Origin of the sequence: Neolewinella aquimaris, assembly GCF_014197245.1 — a bacterium.
Lineage (GTDB): Bacteria > Bacteroidota > Bacteroidia > Chitinophagales > Saprospiraceae > Neolewinella > Neolewinella aquimaris.
The window spans coordinates 214,243-232,708 of sequence record NZ_JACIFF010000008.1 but is presented as its reverse complement, the minus strand read 5'-3'; the positions used below and the strand labels follow the sequence as shown (position 1 = coordinate 232,708).

Genomic DNA, 18,466 nt, shown 5'->3' with positions numbered 1-18,466 from the left:
GCCCGTCTTTCCGGGTTGTATTCCTTTTCGGGACAGTGTGGAACAATCTCAAGAGGACATTTGGGATGGAGCACTGAATGTAATACACCTAAGAGTAACACCAGTGCTCCATTTCGTTTACCGGTTGAGCGATTCGGGCAAATGATTTTGCCGCCAATGTTACACTTCCTGGGCGACCATAGAGGTGCTTTCGATCAATTCAATGTTTTCAGCAATGTGTTGCTTGGAGCTGGAGCCGAAGAGGACCGACTCGATGCGGGGAAATTGGGCGAGGTAGGCAAATGCTTCCTTCGGCCTCAGTGTACCCGCAGCCAGAACTTGCATAGCAATGGGGCGAAAGGTTTTTTCCCGGAGGTACCTTTCGTTGCGCTCAATTCCGCCGGACATGCGGAAACCCGCCTTATTGATGGAGGAACAGATGATGGGATTGTAGATTCCTACTGACTCCAGGGCATCCACCAGGTCGGGCATATTCATGGTGATGTACCCGGGTTCAGCGCCATATCTCTTCCGGATGTAGTCGTCGTAGTCACGGAATACATCGTACATGCCGAGGCCCAGGATCATGTCAACCAGTACGTTTTGGATGAAGATGACGGGTGTGTCGATTCCTGCAAACATCTTCATCTCCGCATCGATCAGGATCTGCATCAACTTGCTGTAGTTGCCTTGGACCATGGCCATGCCCCCCTTTGCGAAGGTTCCGAAAATGCTGCCGGGTACGTACTGATTGATGGTGCCCATGATTCCCAACTCCGTTACTGCATTCGCGTACTTATGGGCGTAGGGCATGCAGGGGAGGACCTTGAAATAGCGGTATCTATCGGGGTGTGTCCGTATGTGGTCACAGATGTTAGCAATTCGGTCGTGGGTCGTACACATGAAGGTGCGTACTCCGAGGTCGATGGCCTGATCTAGTACCCGGATGATGGATTGATCGTCTTTAAACCGCATGGCCTGAGCGCGGGATTTTTCATCCGAGGCATGGTTGACTCCGAAGAATTGATTATCTCCAAAAAGGACTCGGTCGAGGGAGGAATTAAGCTGCATTTTGTATCATTTCGATGACCTTATCGGTGTAAAGTCCTTGTTCAAAAGTGTTGATGGTACCGGGCTGCTGGCGCCGTACGTTGGCAACGAAGTACTCGATCTGGGCGCTGTACTCCTCACCGCGTAGGTAGTAGCCGACGGGGATGGCCAGATCGGTGATCCACTTGACCGTCCATCCGGCTTCGAGTCCTTCGGCGGCGTTGGCCTGCTTGAGGTAGATCTTGATCTCGGTGGCGTCGCAGACGATCTTACCGTTTTTACCCTGCACGGTGAGCGAAGTGGACATCTTGCGGTAGGTCTCGTCGCTCCAGTTGACGAGCAGGGTGCCCGTCAATCCGTTTTCCAGGGTAAGCAAGGTGTAGACGGCATCCTCCACTCCTTTCGAGTAGATCTGCTTGAGCAGGCTGCCGTTGATCTTTACCGGACGACCGACCACTTCCTGCAATAAATTAAGCACGTGGGAAGCATAGTCGAAGAGGCAACCTCCACCCTCGCTGGATTTCGACCGCCAGGTACCTACTTTTTCCTTGGTGACTACCGGTCCGTAGGCTTCACCGCTGAAGTGAACAAGCTCTCCGATGACCCCATTTTCCAACAGGCGCTTCATTTCCCGGAAGGTGCCGATAAAGTGGTTGTGGTAACCCAACTGGTTGACCAGGCCTTTGCTTTCGGCCAGTTGCACCAGTTCCTGACCCTCTGCGCTGTTCAGGCTAAAGGGCTTTTCGCAAAAGACGTGGACCCCGTGTTCAAGGGCGGCCCTGACCATGTCGTAGTGCAACTTTGTGGGCGTAGCAATAACTACAAGATCGAGGTTCTCATTTCTGAGCATCTTGCGGAAGTCACCGTATACCTTCGCCTTGCCGTACTTCTTAAAGGCACTGGTGACGATGACGGAGGTGTCGCAAACGGCCACCATATCTACCTGGGGCTGTGCGGTGAGAATTGCGGCATGGGAAAGGCCCATCTTGCCGAGGCCGACGATTGCGGCTCTTAGTGTGTTCATAGTGATAGTGTTCGTAAAACGTAAGGTTAAGTGTCAAATCCAGTCAACAACATATTTTCACATCATAAGCACGGGGGTATAAACGCAACAAGACCGCAACTTTCGGAAGCGACAATCCAGCCTTCAGTGCGTATCGGTTCACTTGTTAGGCAAAATCACAGGTGATCCGTATCGTTAAGTAAGATAATGATTCATATACTGGTTTTTATAAATATAAGGGCGTGAGGAGAAATTTTGTGGCAACTTCCACACAGCCTTCCAGACTACTCGTGCTTTTTCGGGGGTAATACGTATTTCCGGGACGGGAATTAGGCAAGATTTTCAACCGGGAAAGCTTGCCCTCAAAATCCAACCCGATCACCTGATTGACTAACGCAGATGTAAATTTATGGTGTTTTCGCAAATAAGATCGAACGCAATAGTGCCAGTTTTTAACACCGACTGGTCGCGTGGCTTCTCTTCCGACTCGCTCAGCAACTTCTGAATGCCTGGATAGTCTAGTGCCGGGTTCACGCGTAGCAGTCCCTTATGGACGAGGTATTCGTCTACGGCCAGCAAGTCCGCCTGGTAAATGGAGACGACGGGAACGCCCAAAACGGCCAGTTCCCGCGTCATCGACCCGCCCGCCCCGATGAAGAGCAGGCAACCGGAAACGATGTCGCGCAGCTTCAGCGGACCATCAGGTACCCGTAGTCCGGCAAATTCCGGCTTTCGGTAGTGGTCCGCCTGGTTTTTATCACGGGGCAGTACGACTACCTCGTATTTCCCGGCCAGTTGCCGCAGGGCTTCGTCGAAAAAATTGAGCGGACCGTCGTAGTACTCAGCCGACCACGGTTCGGGCCGGAAGTAAATCTGGTGCTTCGGTTCTTCGATGGCAGCCAGCAGTTCGGGTTGCTGAGAAAGGTAAATAGCCTCCTTTACGCCGGGGTAAAACTGTAACCGCTCCTTCAGGTAAGATTTATGGGTGATGGATGCGCCCCGCAGGGGTTCGGGCAGGAATACCCGCGTAGCGAAGCGGAAGCCGAAAAAGTTTCCACGCGCGTGCTCGTTGTCGTTGGTGTACAAACTCGGAATGCCCAGTAGCTTAGCAATCAAGGGTAAATAAAAGCTACTCTGTCCCGCCGCCACGTCCGGCTTGCGGGTACGCACGAAACGGAAAAGTTTCAGCATCCGACCGGCAAATTGCTTGCCCTTGTCGAACGTTCCCGTGCCGACTCGCTGGCCAACCACGTGGTAGATCAGCCCGTGCTGACGCAGCAGTCCGACGGTGTTTCCCGAATCCCGGCAAGTCAGCAGCAGCTCGTGCCCTTCACTTTCCCACCGTCGGATAAACGGCACGAAGAAAGCAACCTGGGGCGTGTTTATGAAGTCAAGCCAGATCTTCATGCGGCGACAACTTGCCGCGTGGTCGCCATGATGGCCGCTACGATCCGGTCCGCCGTTTTACCGTCCCAGTATTCGGGAGAAACGGGCCGATTCGGCAAATTGAGGGTAGCGTCAAGTTCCCTGCGAATGTGCTCCACGTCGTTGCCCACCAGTACGCTCGCCCCCCCGTGTTCGCGCAGCGTGATGGGCCGTTCGGTGTTAAAGCGCAGGGTTAGGCAGGGTGTTCCCAGCACACAACACTCTTCCTGAAGGCCACCGGAGTCCGTCAGCATGATTTTGGCACCCATGTTCAGGCGTAGCATGGCGTGGTAACCGATGGGCTCCAGCAGGAGCAGGCGGGGGTGGGAAAGGACTTCGTCCCAAAGGCCGAAAGCCTGTAGTTGTTTGCGGGTGCGCGGGTGCAGGGCCCATACGAGGGGCAACCTCTGAGTTGCCTCGTCCATCAAGAAACGCATCAGTGCCGTCAGAATCGGCCTGTGGTCTACGTTTGAGGGCCGGTGCATGGTCATCAATCCGTAGGTATTGTCGGCAAGGGAAATTTCCTTTTTTGGTTGGCCTCCGATGACGTTGGCACGGATGATCTCGCTGACGATGCCGCTGGCCGCCCCCTCCCGGCTTTTTTCCAGGGTGTCGATCATGATGTTGCCGACAAAACGGATCCTTTCTTCCGGGACTCCTTCTCGGGCAAGGTTCTCTCCGGATATCCGGTCTGGCGTAAGCAAGAGGTCGGAAAGGCGATCGGTTACCAGGCGATTGATTTCTTCCGGCATTCCTATGTCACCCGAACGCAGACCCGCTTCAATGTGAGCGACTTTTTTCTTAAGTCGCTTTGCGATTACGGAGCAGGATAGCGTAGCGTTTACATCGCCTACGACCACTATCCAGTCCGGATCGTGCTCCACCACTACGGGCTCGAAAGCCATCATGGTCTGCCCCAGCTGCACACCGTGACTGCCCGATCCTATCTCAAGGTTTACGTCCGGGGCGGGTATGCCCAGCGATTCAAAAAAGGAAGCCGACATCCGGTCGTCGTAGTGCTGCCCCGTGTGTACGAGTACGTGGTCAATTTGCTCACCCCCCGCCCCGTTGTGCCGGTCAATGGCCTGAATAAAGGGCGCGATTTTCATAAAATTCGGTCGCGCTCCGACTACTGACATAATTTTCATAGTGTTCTTGTTCATAGTTTGTTCCATATTTATTCCGGTTGCATTTCCAGCCAGAAATAAATGCTTAGTAGTAAAAATATCTGCTTCTCCCGGTTGTATCCCGACTGGTGCTGGGCGACAATCTTGCGTACTGCCGGCAGGTTAAAAATTTTTCCGAACGCGGAATCCCCGCTCAGTAAGAGGGATTCGATCTCGCCGATACCGCCACGGAACCAGTGTTGGGTTGGTGATTGGAACCCCTTTTTTTTACGCTGAATGATCCTAGCTGGCAGGCGTTCCTGGGCGTACTGCTTGTGGACCAATTTCCCACCCCTGAGATTCAGCTTGCTTGCCACGGGTAATGATTCAATGTACCGCACAAGTTCCAGATCCAACATGGGCACCCGGCACTCAAGCGAAAAGTTCATCGTTATTTTATCCGTGTAACTCAGCAGGTCGTCGGCGAGATTAAGTCGGCTATCCAGGGCCATCATTCTCTCGGCTCCGTCCACCCTGCTTTGACAATTGAGTAGGTCGTAGAAGTAAACCACCCGCTGTACACTCAATTTGTCATCGGTACCAATCAGTTCCATAATCTCCGCTGATGTAAAAACCTGGGAGGCAACCAGGAAGCGGGTCATTTCGTCGGTTTCAGCGAGCGCGGCGGCTCCCCGAAGAACTGTCTCGTTGCGAATGCCACTCTCGTTCAGCATTCCCGTGATGGGAGCACGCAAAAAACCGGGAATCTTTTCTCGGAGTAGTTCTGATTTATAGCGCGTGTACCCACCCAACGGCTCGTCGGCTCCCTGCCCCGTCAGAACAACCTTCACGTGCTGAGCGGCCAGTTCCGCCAGGTAGTACATCGGAATGATTGAAGTGGTGGCCAGGGGCTCTTCAACGATCCGGACACATTCACGCATCGAACCCAGAAAATCGGTGAAATCAATGCGCTTCACGTGGTGCTCCAGACCGAGTAGCTCAGCTGTTTCTGCTGCATCTTCGACTTCATCCTCCCGGTGCGCTCCCGAGAAGCCAACCGTAAATGCCTTCAGGGGCTTACCGCTAATTTCGCAAGCCAGTGCTGCGACTATGGCTGAGTCAACCCCGCCGCTGAGCAGTATACCTACCTCTACATCGGAGAGTAACTGCCGCTGGACCGCGTCGGTGATCTTTTCGCCGTAGTAGCTTACGGCCGCGCTATTGGACAACACGCGCGTTGGGGGCAGGGCATCCAGGTAGGCCACCTCGCGCGCCTCCATTTTTTCGCCCGTAAGGTCAAAATGATGATAATGTCCGGGCCGCACCTTACAGATATTAGCGTACAACGTTTCCGGCGCGGGATTGTAGCGCAATCTCAACAGAGTCGCTAATGCGTCCTTACGTATATCGTTGCGCCCGGATAGTGCCAGGAGCGGACGCATCTCCGAAGCAAAGGCGAGCTGGTTGTTCTCTACGGAATGGTAATAGTAGAGAGGCTTGACGCCAAAGGGGTCCCTCGCTATTTGCACGGTTTTAGCATCTCGGTCTACAAAACCCAGGGCAAAGATGCCGTTGAACGTCTTCACTCCTTCGATTCCGTGGGCGATTAGGTAGTGCAAAATAGTCTCGGTATCCGAATGCCCCCGGTACTTGATGTCCGACGGTAGCCGGTCCCTCAGGTCTTGGTGATTGTACAGCTCACCGTTGTAGATCAGGGAGTAACGGCCGCAGTTGCTGTTCATCGGCTGGTGCCCCGCCGGAGACAAATCGATAATCGAGAGCCGGCACTGCCCCAGGCGTACCACAGAATTGTTTACTGCTATGCGCTCCGTTCCCCTGTCATCGGGGCCGCGGTGCTCCAACATCTCTAAAACGTCGCCGCCGAACGGCATATTTACGGTTCCCAAAATTCCACACATGCTATTTCTTTTTCCAAATTCTATACTGCAGGGTCAGCCATTGCCTTAAATTCGGTAGGGTGTACACGTCACCGAATTCGACTATTTCCGGGGCTACAAACTCGGGGTCGGCTAGCCGCCGTAGCGCGGCGTGCAACATTGGTTCGCTGACCTTCAGCGCCCGGCCGGTCAGGCGGTCAACGTCGTCCCTCCTTTCGATACCGATTACTTCCTCTACGATTGGTCGGCCATTATCCAGCCCCGGTGTGATGAGCTGCACCGTTATGCCCATCTCCGTCTCGCCATTATACAGTTCCCACATCGCGGGCGGCATACCGCGGTAACGGCGCATGTCTCCGTGATGATAAGATAGTACCCCAAGCGGTGTTGCCTCAATCATTTTTTTTCTCACGATGCCAAACCCTCCTACCAGTACCAGGACATCGAGTTTACTATTTACGACAGTGGTAAGTGCTTCTTCTGCGTAAGGAGAGGTGGTCCGGTACACGGCAATATCGTGGCGGTCGCAGTAATCTTCGGAATTCTCTTGCGGGATCGCGGGAGCAAAAAGTCTACGTAGAGCCATCACCACCACGTAGCCCCCCCTGCCCCGCCGCAGGTTCTTTTTTAACCGGTTCCAGGCGGAAGCCTGTGGGCGGTCGTCAATGAGGGCCATCACCACCGTAAAGGCGGGGTCGGCGATGATCGACCTTAGCGTATTCTTGCGGAAATCGCTGATCGTGGGGTTCATTAGTAGTCCGATTCTCATGATCTTCGCAGTGCTTTGAGGTGTTGCCACAGCCCACTGGATTTTACCACCAGCTCGTGGATGTTGCAGGTGTCGTTGACGTCGAGGCGACGGAGCCGGTAGAGATCGGTCGTGTCGTCATTAAAACCATGGTCCACCGTTAGCCCACAGCGGTAGCCGGCATTTCGCGTTTCTTCGATGGTCGTAGCGTCATAGTCACCGTTCGGATAGGCCAACGCATAGATACTAAGCCCAAACTGTTCTTCGAGTTTTTGCTTAGCTCCTTGCAGGGTTGTCCGCACCCGCGCTTGCCGGCAATTAGTTAATATGGGATGGAAACGCGTGTGCGACTGAAAGTCGATCAACGGTCGCATCTCCCCGATCTCCTGTGCGGAGAGTGCCTGACGGGTCGCGTATTCTTTTTGCTCTTCAAAGCCAATTTCGGACAAGCGATCGAGCCGTTCCTGGTTAGATAACCCCTTGAGCTCCTCCACCGGCAACTGCCCCTCGGCCTCGAGAAACCAGAAATGGCGCTGGGTGTCCACGATAGCGGAGCAGAGAAATACGGTAGCGGGAACGCCATATTTTTTGAATACTGGAAGAAGTGCGTAGTTACCCTTGTGACCATCATCGAAGGTGATGACCGCGGCATAATCCGGTAATCCCTCGGTAGTTCCGGTTTTCCTGGCTTCCAGATAGGTGGCAAGACTGATAATACGGTAATTCTCCGTCAGGTAAGCCAGGGCCATTTCCATAGCAGCGGGCGATGGGTCGTGGAAGAGCAGGATCGTAACCGCCCGCCGCTGCTTCAGAGCGCGGAACAAACGCACCAGTCCACTCCGATCCAGTAGTTGAAAAATTAGGTTCTTCATGGTCTCACGGTTTGTTGGCCCACCCGCGTGTAAAGTTCCGCCCACCGGCGACTTATGGATTCATGATCGTAGATCCGCTTATCAATGAATGCCCGACGAATCCGCTCACGATCTCCCGTAAACGCACCCCCTACGGCCGCGGCCAGCACCACTGGATCCCGCGTTTCGGTCACCGTACAGTACGGTACGCCCTCGAGCATACTTGCTACGTCGCCAACGTTTACCGACACGACCGGCAGACCGCAACTGAGGGCCTCCTTCACCACCTGGGGCGACCCTTCGCTGACGGAAGTCATTACCAGGCAATCGGCACGGTTCATCAGATCCCTCACTCCGGTACGGGAAAGGTTTTCCAGGGTGGCATAGGCTACTTCCGAACCCGTCTGTTTTCTCACTTTTTCCAGTACTCGTTCGAACAGGGGAAAATCTTTGACCGGCACCCGCGGCGAACCCGGAAACAGCAGCAGTTTATCGGTCTGCGTTGCCTCCCGTTCGACCGGCCTGAATAGATCGACGTTGACGCTGCAGGGAAGCATCTCGTAGGCATCGGTGTACTGACTCACGATCGTATTCATTTCCTCATTGAGGGTGAATACCCGATCCATTGTGGGCAACAACTTTTTGGTGATGGCCACTTGTACGTGCCTCCCCTGTTTTTCTAGAATATCCGCCCCGTGTAGGGATAGAAATACCGGTACGTTTGGCCGGTAGAACAACCGCCATAGTCCCGAGAGGCCGAAATGGACGTGAATTAGGTCGTAATTGCCCCGCATGATCTTCCAGGGCACCACGAAGATTGCCTTCAGGTATTCCTTCCAGCCGTTCTCTACTCCGTTCATCAGGTATACCTCCTGGGACACATCCAGGTAACGCGCTGCGTCCTCGATCTGCTCCTTTACGAAGATCCCGAAAACCGGGTTGCTTTCCGTCGGATACATATTAGTGACGTAGAGTACTTTCATGGAGGAGAGATATTTTCCCGCCGCCGAGAGTCGGTCGCCGTAGTTGCTTTTTCCCCCAACACTGCACGGAGATAGAGCACCAAGCGGGTATCCACGATGTGCGCGTAAGAAAAATGCGCCGCTCGCGCGCGAATGACAGCGGCGGAATATTCACTACGCCGACGATAGACCTCTTCTAACCCCTCAGCAAATGATTCCGGGGTACTTTCTATAAGGACGCCGTTATGCGGTTCGACGATCAGCTTATGCTCGTGGGTTGCGGTGGCGATCACGGGCAGGCCCGCAAGAAAATACTCGTAGGTTTTGGTAACCGGCTGAAAGTTGTAGTAGTCGGTGATCGGCACATAGGAAACGCCCACGTTAGCGCGGCCTAGGTAGGTCCCTATCTTATCGCGCTGGATAAATCCGGTCATTTCTACGATTTCTTCCAGTCCGTAGCGGGCAATTGCCGTTCTCACCTTTTGCACGTCAGCCTCGGACCCGCTTCCCACGATGGTGTATTTACACGCGACACCGGTGTGACGCTGGTAAAACTTACCCAAGCCGACGATCGACTCATCAAGGTGCCGGCCCTCCAAAGTGCCTACGTAAATAAGGTGTAATGTATCGTAAGACCGTGGTGCGGCGGCAGTAATAGAGGCTCCGAGAGGTAATACATTAAATCGAGTAAACCCGAGGGACTTCCCCAAACTTTCGGAAATGAATGACTGGTAACGAAATGCTTTTACTTCTGCCTTTAGCAGAGTATTGAGGGAAAGTCGCTGGGTCACTTTCCCACTTACGCTGCCGGTACGGACGTCGCAGATCAGCCGATCCTTCAAGTGGCCCATACCGGGCAGCACGAGCGATGCTCCGGTGAAATAAAATATCAGGGTCACCGCGAAGTCCGGTATCCGGTCTCTTAATTCACGCAGAAACCGTAGGTTACGCACTACCAGGTTTCCGTTTCGATTGGAATAGATTACTTCAACACCGGGGGCTTCCACGCGTGGCCTACCGTAATCCCAACAAAAATAAGTCACCTCAAAATGACGGGTCAGCTCCCGCGCGTAGGCGTAGGGATCGACGTGGTAACCAAACTGGTCACGAGTAACTAACAGGATTTTTTTCTTATCCGGCATAGTTAGAACTTGTCGTAGCGAATTAGGCAGCGGAATACAAATTTCGCGAGTGGGGCGGGGCTCAAGTATAACAGGTTATGAGCAACAGCATTGCGCACGTAAAAAATCAGCGTTCGGATACCGAAAGAGGACGCTTTTTTGCTGATAAAATAAAAGCGGTTAGCTCCAACGCGGCGGAAAGCCGCTGGGTCGTAAATTTTATGTTTCTCGTTGTGGCGTAAGAGTAGCAGTAGCCAGCTAAGCGCTGCACGGTACTGAGAAAAGGTAGCAAAAAGCAAATCCGAATTAAGGATGCGGTGGGTTCTTAATTCCTCTTCGTTCACCTGCATCCCAAAACGTTCCAGTGCCCTTCCGTGCACAACTTTTGAAATGGCAAAGGCGGCTTCCTCTTCCGTATCCAGGCGTTGGGTAAGGCTGTTTTCTGTCACGCGATAGCGATAAAGGATTCGGGGTATAATACCAATGGGGAAGTGCTGGCTGCAGCGGAGCACGAAATCGTAATCCTCCGCAATTGGTAAGGATTCATCATAGCGTAAACCGAGTTTTTCAACCAGTTTAAGTCGCAACATCACCGTGGCGTTGGGTACGATTGGAGTAAAGAGCAATAACCCACGGATGATTTCTGGTGATTTCGGAAGCTGGGTACTTACTTCCTTGCCGCTACCAAAACGCTGTATCCAGCTCCCGCAGGCCCCTAGTTCGGGGTGTTCGTGCAGATAATCCAACTGAGCCTGGAGTCGATCCGGAGTGATTAGATCGTCACAGTCCAGCCAAGCAAGAAATTCTCCGCGGGCCGCTGCGATTCCTACGTTGCGGGTATATGCCACCCCCCGGTTGTTGGGATTGGCCAGTAAGCGGATACGAGGATCCACAAAAGTTGTGCGCACTAATTCCGGTCCGCCATCGGTGGATCCGTCGTCGATGACCAAGAGTTCCCAGTCCATAAACCTCTGTTGCAGCACGCTTTCAATAGCGGCGACTACGTACGGCCTGCCGTTATAGAGGGGCATGATTACGGAGATGACGGGCTGGTGCATCGGTTAGAGGGCTGCTTTGTAGTATTCGACCGTACGATCTACCTGGGTGGGTAGGGAAAAATGCGCTCTAAAAATGCTGTAGGACTTAGCTCCCATTTGCCGTCTCTTTTCTGTGTCGGTGATTAGTTCGTAGTAATACTTAGCTAAGGCTTTATCGTCTCCTGGTGTCATGAGGTAACCGTTTTCCCCGTGATGAATAATTTCTGGATTCCCGCTGACATTGCTACCTACGCAAGGCAAGCGGCAAGCGCAGGCTTCCATAACCGAAACCGGCAGGCCCTCCTTGCGGGAAGGCTGGGTGTATATGTCGAAGGCCGGTAGGATAGCGAGAATGTCGCTGCGTACCCCTAGCCAGTGTATGTGTTCACTGAGGCTCAACTCAGTAATCGTTTCCTTCAGTGTTTCCAGGTGCTGGCTCGTCTGCGCTCCACTGCGGAGACCACCGATGTGGCAAAACGCGAAATCACTCAGCCCGTATTCCGTTCGTAACCGGTGTAGGGCCAATAATATAGTATCGATTCCCTTGATATACTCGATTGCCGAAACATTTACGATCAGCACCTTCTCTAGTGGCAACCCCAATCTCCGGCGAATAGAATCAGGGCTCTCATCATTGCTTCCCGCCTCGACGCCCAGGTATAGTGCCTTCACGTTGCTTCGTTGCCCGGCAAAGTCGATATATTCTTCCTGCACTTTACGGGATACGCAGAAACAAAACGTGCTGCTCGAAGCAAGAAAGCGTAGGTAATTACGGAACAGAAATGTTTTTACCGCTCCCTTAGCCGCTCGGTAGTCCACGACGGAGTTGTAAGGAGTTATTTCCGAGTGTACACTGGTAATAAGGGGAACGCCGAAGCGACGGGCGCACACGGTGATCGCAACCTTCATTCGGTCGTCAAAGTGAGTATGTACCAGCGCGGGATGGTACTTTCTGAACAAGCGATAGATTTCCCTGACCTGCTTGACAAAGCCCCCTTCCGTTCTGATTATCTCCGTGATCAACCCAGCCGCACCGATGTCATCGGCTAGGGAGGAAGGTGCGCGATCCATTCCTTCTACATAGACCATTATGGTTTGGTAATTTTCTGCTCGCATTCTGCTGCCCAGGGCAATACTAAACTTATCAAATCCGGAATAAACGATCGGCTGATAATTCATGAATTGCAGTATATTTTGACTCATGGCTGATGGTAAACTGGTGAGATAGTAGAGTCTGTATCCTCTGACAGGTAGTATTTCCGCGTGTTTCCGTCATCCTCCTCCACCACAATGGTCCCCACCTGAATACGGTGGTAGATGTATAGTGCAAAGGCCGTCGCGATTACGTAGTGGTGGTGATAAACCGAAAACCAGGTCACGCTGGTGAACAACAGGTACCACAAATAATACTTTAAATACTGGTATTCCGAGGGCAATGGGACGGTGAAACTGCGGTACCACATCAGGGCAAAACCAAGAAGGGCAAGCAGGCCAAAATTGGCGTATACCGCAATGATGCCGACGTCGGAAAGAAAAAATCCCCTATGGATCCCGAGTGATTCTACGAAGCCGCCGTAGTACCCCTCTCCCCACCGTGAAACACCGTTTCCGAAAATACGAGCCGGCCACTCGGGAGAGAAATCAGTAAGAAAGTATTCCCCGGCCTTGACACGAATGTAATTTTCTCCAAGCTTAGTGTCGCGCTGTCCCGCTTCGACCAGGCCATCGATCTGGGTAATGTTGGCATTTAGCAAACTGATAATGAGTAAGCCCGCTGCTCCCAGGGTAGCGACCCGCAACAAAATATTCTGGGTGCGCAGCAGGTGGTAAACAAACAGCAACACCATACCAAGGACGAACTGCCTGGTCACCTGCATTACCGGAACTAATAAACCCATAACCGCCAGGACGATCCAGAGTAGCCGGCCCGGTGCGCGGGAAGTGAGCTTGTTGATTGCCATCAGCGCGCCAAGGATAAAGATCCCCGCTCCCGGAAAAACAATCCGGATGACCCCCCGATCCATCGAGAACGTGTCTCCCCAGAGCGACCGGCCAAAGTATATGGTAGGTGCCAACGCAACCTGGAGGAAATAAAGAACCAGGTAAGCCAAACTGAAACCCACGATCACTTTTTCAAGTGTTGCAATCGGGAAATTTAGCCGAATCAGCAGGAAAAAATAGATCCAGGAAAGGTAGGGGAGGGTTTCAAAAATGGACGTACTCAGCCCCTGTCCCCACACCAGGTAAGCCATGGGGATGGAGAACACAATCGCACCTATGATGAGCCGAACAACTGGGGAAAATCCACCCTTTACGCCAATCAATTGGGGAAATGAAATCAGAAAACTGCCGCCAATGAGCGCGTAATTCACGTAATTCAGGAACTTATCCGGAAGCAACTTTGCATCAAAGAACTTCAGCGAAAAAGCCGTTGCCGTAAGCACGAAAAGAATAACGAGGAACTTCTGCATCACCGTAGCGCCGTTTTATAGGTTCGCAAAGTGTACCAACCGATCCCGCCACTAACGATGAACCAAATCGCTCCCTTAGCTAACCACACCTGCTCGGTGACGAAGCGGTCCGCCGCGGTCGTTACCGCAAACAGGACGGTCGCCAACCCCCATACCCAGCCCGCTCCTTTGACCCGGATGGCGAGTTTGGTGCGAAAAACGTACCATAGGTAAAACTGGAATACGGCAAACGCAACTACGTAAGCGTACGCAAGCCCCACCGCCCCGAATTTGCTGCCGTAAAAGAGCAGGGGCGTGGCACAGAGCGAATTGACGATGCCAAGTTGCAGGATGTAACGCTCGTTGTCGGTGGCTCCCAGTATGGTGCCGACGCCGCTATCGATGGAGGTAAGGAAGAGGTACCAAATTTGCATCTGACATACCACTACGGCCGGAAGGTAACTGGCAGGGAACAACAAGTCCACAACCTCCCGGATGAACAGCGAAAAGGAAAAACACATGAACAGGCCCGCGAGCATGAAGAACTGAAAACTATTGCTTACGAGGGACTTCAGGCGACCACGATCGCTTACCCACAGCGAGGATAAATTGGGGAATACGGCCGCAAGGGCAAAATCAAGGACCAGGGAGACCGGACCGATCAACCGCTGCGCCAGGTTGAAGTAGCCAACCTCCTCATTCGTCGAGTTAATGTCCAGAAAATTATTGGAAAGCCGGGTGAAGGGCAACATGACGAGCAGCAGCAGAAAGTACGGCCAACTCTCGGTCAGCAGGGCACGTGAAGACACCCAAAAGTTATGTATTTGCCCTTTAAGTAGATTGTATCTGACCAGAAAGTAATAGAGGAACACCGCCTTACCCAGGTGAAGGCAGAGGAAAAGGAGAAAAAGTCGGTCGGGGTCGATATACTCCGCCGGAATGGTGAATACGGCAATGAACCAGAGTACACTGTGCGCAATGCTCAATATCGACGGCGGCAGCATCTTTTCGTGACCCAGGAAAGCATTTTCGAACAGGTTGCTGAAAACGTTCACAAAGGAAAAAGCGAATACCAAAAACAACTGCCAGCCCCCCAGCGTACCGAAGTAAAAATTGTAGACCAGGTACAGAAGTGACAGAACGACGAGCGATAGGGTGCGGAGAATGACGCCATTGAACATCAGGTCATTGGTTCGGTCCCCATCCCTGGCAATCGATCGGATGATGATGTTCCGTATGCCAAGGTCGCCCACGGTAATGAGCAGCATACCTTGTGCCGACAGAAAAGTAAACAGGCCGTAATCGTTCGGGGCCAGGAGGCTCGTTACCTTCAGTACGGTAAAAAAGCTGATGACCTGCGCCACGGCGTTGCCGACCGCTAAATAGGAGAAGTTCCTGACCACCTTATGGTTCAGCAGGCCCTGGATCCACGATGTGGGGGTGAACTTCACGCGTGTTGCATAGACTAGTGGTAGTAATCCTGCTTGGCTGATTTGGTAGAGTTTATAACCAGCATAGGACTTTTTAGGCGGTTCGAATCGATGGTCCGTCTTTCCCGTTTCAGGGACGCCTTCGTACTCACGCCGACCCGCACCACGTACAGCGAACCGGTGACGAAGCCGTTGAGCAGGACTGCATCGGCGAGTATGCCGATCGGCGGCATGTCCAGAATGATCACGTCGTAGCGCTCCCGAAGATGGGCGAATAATGTTGCTAACCCCTCCTCATTCGAGATCAGGTCGCCGGGGTTTTCGGAGTGGTCTCCGGAGGGGACGTAGTCTACGCACAACTCGTCTCCGGTAGAGTGAATGATGTCGTCTATCCCCGCTTCACCCTGCAGAAAGTTACTAAGTCCGGGTCCGTTCGCTTGATCCAGGTATTCGGCTACCTGGGGGTGGTAAAAATCAAAATCTACGACGACCGCCCGTTTACGGGCACGGGCGAAACTCAGCGCCAGATTGATCGCCACGAATGTTTTGCCCTCCCCCTTTCCGGCCGAAGTAACCAGGAAGGAATTACTGGATGCAGGGAACCGAAACAGAAGGTTGTTGCGCAGTGAGCGAAACTGATCGGAAACTAGGTTGCGCGAAGCATCGGCCACCGGCATTCGGTTCTTTCCGCGTAATTGACTGATCCTGCCTACGATTTCGCGCCGGGGAAATAGCTGCTCGACATCGCGAACCGACTCAACCTTGTAGTTGAAGATCTCCTCCCGGCCAACAGAATAAAAGAAGGGGATTGCCCCGCCACACACCAGGGCGAAGAAGTAAAATAGCTTCTTATTCGGGCTGACGGGATCGGGACTGACGTGGGCGGGGTCGATAATCTTAGCCGTAGTGACATTGTTGACGTAGGCAAGAGCGGTCTCCTCCTTCTTCTGCAATAAGTATACGTACAGGTTTTCGATGATCTGCTGCTCCCGCGACCGATCCTGCACCTGACGTTGCTTGGAGGGCATGCTGCGCAGTTGACCCCGTGCGCGATTGTACTGCGACTGGGCAAGCGACTGTCGTTCGTCGAGGTTCTGACGCAGGTTGGTAACCGAGCCTTCGATTGCCCGGCGCAAACTCGCAATTCGTTGACTGATGGAAACTACGGCAGGGTTGTTCGGCTGACCGGTAATCAGTAGCTCCTTACGTTCCAACACAAGTCGGTTGTAGAGCTCCAACTGCTCTGGTAGCTGGCCGGTGGGCAGAACGAAGTTGTCGATCGTGATCAGTTGTGGATCATCTTCACTCACGGCGAGTGCATTCTCCAGGGAACGTAGCGCGCTCAACTTTAGGGTTATGTCCTCTTTCTCCCGCCCGTACAGGTCGGCATTCTCGAGGGCGAGGTTGAGATTAGACGTCGACTGGTCGGCGATGTCATTGCTGAGTTTGTACTGCTCCAGGTTGGTTTCGACAAGTTGCAGCTGGCGGTTGGCCTTCAGTAGCCGATCGTCGATGAAGCTTAGCGTCTGGAGGGCAGCTGCGTCAGCCTCGGCAAGCTTTCCCTCATTGTAATTGTTCATTAGCTGGGTAAGGACATCTATCCCCCGGGCGGGGATGGCATCGTCGATTCGTAGCAGAATCGTGGTAGAGTTGATGCCGGTGAATTCGGCCTTCAGGCGGTCGAGGTACGCACTGGCCACTGTACGCAAATCGGAAATGGAAACATACAGCGGCGTTTCTCCCCCGTCGGGAAGCGCTCCGTTGAGGGCAATGCGGAAAACCCCGAATTTATTGGCAAACAGAGTGTCAAAGGGATAGGTGCCGACTAAGGTATCCTCCTTGTAGAGGCGAAAGCTTGCGTAATCTTCCGGTTCCAACCTGAAACTCAGGTCCACGGGTTGGGTGCCTATCGCTTTGAAGGAGTCAATCAGGACGGGGAAATCGCGGTAGCCATCCTTTTTCTTCAGCCCCGTTTTTGTCCAGTATCCGTACTGGAGCCCCAGGTCCTCGACCACCGAGTGCATCAGTTCGTAGGAGGTGATGCGCTCGATCTCGTTGTAAACGTTCTGGGAGGCGGAGAACAACTCGGTACTTCTACGTAGTAAATCGTCGGAGGCGCCGTTGTCATCGGCTTCCAGGATGGCGATACGGGCCGTGACCGCATACTCGTCCTGCTTGGTCTGAAGGTAGAAGTACATGGCAGCCACTGCGGCGACCACGAAAATCGGATAGAGGTACCACCGCCGCAAAAAGTAGCGATTCAGCATCCCGAGGTAGTCGACCTCGGTAACGGGGGAGATACTCCGGCCCGACCCGCCGACTAGATCTGTTTGCCCCCGTAAGTGATCGTTCATGCGTATAAGATTGTATGATGCCGAGCGGGTTAGTTGTTTCTCTGAGTAAGGTTTATGATGACGGCCATAATGGTGGCGGCAGCCGTAATGATTGGTACCGTCTTTGACGTCTGATCAAGGATGGCTCCGCTCTTCGCCCGTATGGGTTCTACGTACAAAAGATCGTTCTGCTTAAGGTAGAAATACTCAGAGCTGAAAACGTCTCCCGAGGTCAAATCTAAGCGTACATACTCTCGATCTTCACCAGTTTCCCTTACCAGCAGGATATTCCTTCGGTTGGCGTAATCAGTCAGGCCACCCGCCCGCGCGATCGCTTCGGGAATGGAAATTCGGTCGTTGAAGACATTGAACGAGCTTTCCCGGCTTACCTCACCGCTTACGGTGACGCGAAAACTCAACAGGCGTACATTCACTACCGGATCTTTCATGTATTGCTCCAGTAAGCCGGACATCATTTCCCTAATCTCGATGACGCTCTTCCCCTCCACCGCAACATTGCCAACCTGGGGAAATGCAATTTCCCCCCGGTCCGAAACCAGGTAACCGCCCAGCTGGATGGCATCGACGTCGATAATGTTGGAGGCCGTAGTTGTCTTATTGATGAACGGAGCAACGATCTTCTCATCGGGACCAAACACCTCGATGCTGATTACATCGTTTGCCTGTATCCTAATCTCGGGAAGCTTATCAATGTGTTGTGATGATTCCGTAATTCCCCGCTGGTAATTGACCAACTCACGATGGGGGACGCAGGAGGTCAGCAGGCACAGGGGCCCTAGCATCAAAAGAAGAAATATTTTCATTGCCTCTAATTAACATACCGAAAAATCCCACCGGCTGGGAAAGCGATACTGAACCAATCTAATAAATATTTTTGAGGAGCAATAGCCCAATCCAATCCAGGCCGAAGGTAAGATGAGGTGCCGGGGGATTAACCGGAGAAAAAGGGTGAGTCAATAAGTTGTAAGCAAATATACGGATGAGAGATGAAGCAATATAAAGGGCAAAACCCTTATCCCGCAAGGTAGCCCCGACATAATCCGCCGCGCCCG

15 protein-coding genes are annotated in these 18,466 nt (G+C 53.0%); all 15 read right to left on the bottom strand.

Going from position 1 to position 18,466, the window contains the following annotated elements; all coding sequences use genetic code 11:
• Positions 1-159: 159 nt before the first annotated feature.
• The 15 genes from GGR28_RS15520 to GGR28_RS15450 all read right to left on the bottom strand — a co-directional run bounded on the left by GGR28_RS15520 (position 160) and on the right by GGR28_RS15450 (position 18,217).
• Entirely contained in the window at positions 160-1,050 is an 891-nt protein-coding gene (locus GGR28_RS15520; RefSeq protein WP_183496738.1) for a hypothetical protein, read from the bottom strand.
• Entirely contained in the window at positions 1,040-2,053 is a 1,014-nt protein-coding gene (locus GGR28_RS15515) for a Gfo/Idh/MocA family protein (RefSeq protein ID WP_183496737.1), read from the bottom strand. Before GGR28_RS15515 ends, GGR28_RS15520 begins: the two co-directional genes overlap by 11 nt.
• Before the next feature lie 369 nt (positions 2,054-2,422).
• Positions 2,423-3,439: a DUF354 domain-containing protein gene (locus tag GGR28_RS15510; protein WP_183496736.1), complete on the bottom strand. Its 1,017-nt coding sequence runs from the start codon at positions 3,437-3,439 to the stop codon at positions 2,423-2,425.
• Positions 3,436-4,596 (bottom strand): non-hydrolyzing UDP-N-acetylglucosamine 2-epimerase, encoded by a 1,161-nt coding sequence (gene wecB / locus GGR28_RS15505; protein ID WP_262890790.1) that lies wholly within the window; start codon positions 4,594-4,596, stop codon positions 3,436-3,438. Before wecB ends, GGR28_RS15510 begins: the two co-directional genes overlap by 4 nt.
• 38 nt (positions 4,597-4,634) lie before the next feature.
• Complete coding sequence (gene asnB, locus GGR28_RS15500) at positions 4,635-6,482, bottom strand: asparagine synthase (glutamine-hydrolyzing) (RefSeq protein ID WP_183496735.1); 1,848 nt, start codon at positions 6,480-6,482, stop codon at positions 4,635-4,637.
• Position 6,483: 1 nt separating this feature from the next.
• Positions 6,484-7,230: a formyltransferase family protein gene (locus tag GGR28_RS15495; RefSeq protein WP_183496734.1), complete on the bottom strand. Its 747-nt coding sequence runs from the start codon at positions 7,228-7,230 to the stop codon at positions 6,484-6,486.
• Complete coding sequence (locus GGR28_RS15490; RefSeq protein ID WP_183496733.1) at positions 7,227-8,081, bottom strand: polysaccharide deacetylase family protein; 855 nt, start codon at positions 8,079-8,081, stop codon at positions 7,227-7,229. The genes GGR28_RS15495 and GGR28_RS15490 overlap by 4 nt, the downstream gene beginning before the upstream one ends.
• Positions 8,078-9,043 (bottom strand): glycosyltransferase, encoded by a 966-nt coding sequence (locus GGR28_RS15485; RefSeq protein ID WP_183496732.1) that lies wholly within the window; start codon positions 9,041-9,043, stop codon positions 8,078-8,080. Before GGR28_RS15485 ends, GGR28_RS15490 begins: the two co-directional genes overlap by 4 nt.
• Complete coding sequence (locus GGR28_RS15480) at positions 9,040-10,164, bottom strand: glycosyltransferase (RefSeq protein ID WP_183496731.1); 1,125 nt, start codon at positions 10,162-10,164, stop codon at positions 9,040-9,042. Before GGR28_RS15480 ends, GGR28_RS15485 begins: the two co-directional genes overlap by 4 nt.
• Positions 10,165-10,166: 2 nt before the next feature.
• Complete coding sequence (locus GGR28_RS15475) at positions 10,167-11,201, bottom strand: glycosyltransferase family 2 protein (RefSeq protein WP_406603761.1); 1,035 nt, start codon at positions 11,199-11,201, stop codon at positions 10,167-10,169.
• 3 nt (positions 11,202-11,204) lie between these two features.
• On the bottom strand, positions 11,205-12,383 hold the full coding sequence (locus GGR28_RS15470) for a glycosyltransferase (protein WP_183496729.1): 1,179 nt from the start codon (positions 12,381-12,383) through the stop codon (positions 11,205-11,207).
• A complete protein-coding gene (locus GGR28_RS15465) occupies positions 12,380-13,651 on the bottom strand; it encodes a hypothetical protein (protein ID WP_183496728.1) in 1,272 nt (423 codons plus the stop codon). Before GGR28_RS15465 ends, GGR28_RS15470 begins: the two co-directional genes overlap by 4 nt.
• Positions 13,651-15,081, bottom strand: a complete 1,431-nt coding sequence (locus GGR28_RS15460) for an oligosaccharide flippase family protein (protein ID WP_183496727.1) — start codon at positions 15,079-15,081, stop codon at positions 13,651-13,653. Before GGR28_RS15460 ends, GGR28_RS15465 begins: the two co-directional genes overlap by 1 nt.
• 14 nt (positions 15,082-15,095) lie before the next feature.
• On the bottom strand, positions 15,096-17,414 hold the full coding sequence (locus GGR28_RS15455; protein WP_183496726.1) for a GumC family protein: 2,319 nt from the start codon (positions 17,412-17,414) through the stop codon (positions 15,096-15,098).
• A gap of 29 nt (positions 17,415-17,443) precedes the next feature.
• Entirely contained in the window at positions 17,444-18,217 is a 774-nt protein-coding gene (locus tag GGR28_RS15450) for a polysaccharide biosynthesis/export family protein (RefSeq protein ID WP_183496725.1), read from the bottom strand.
• Positions 18,218-18,466: the final 249 nt, after the last annotated feature.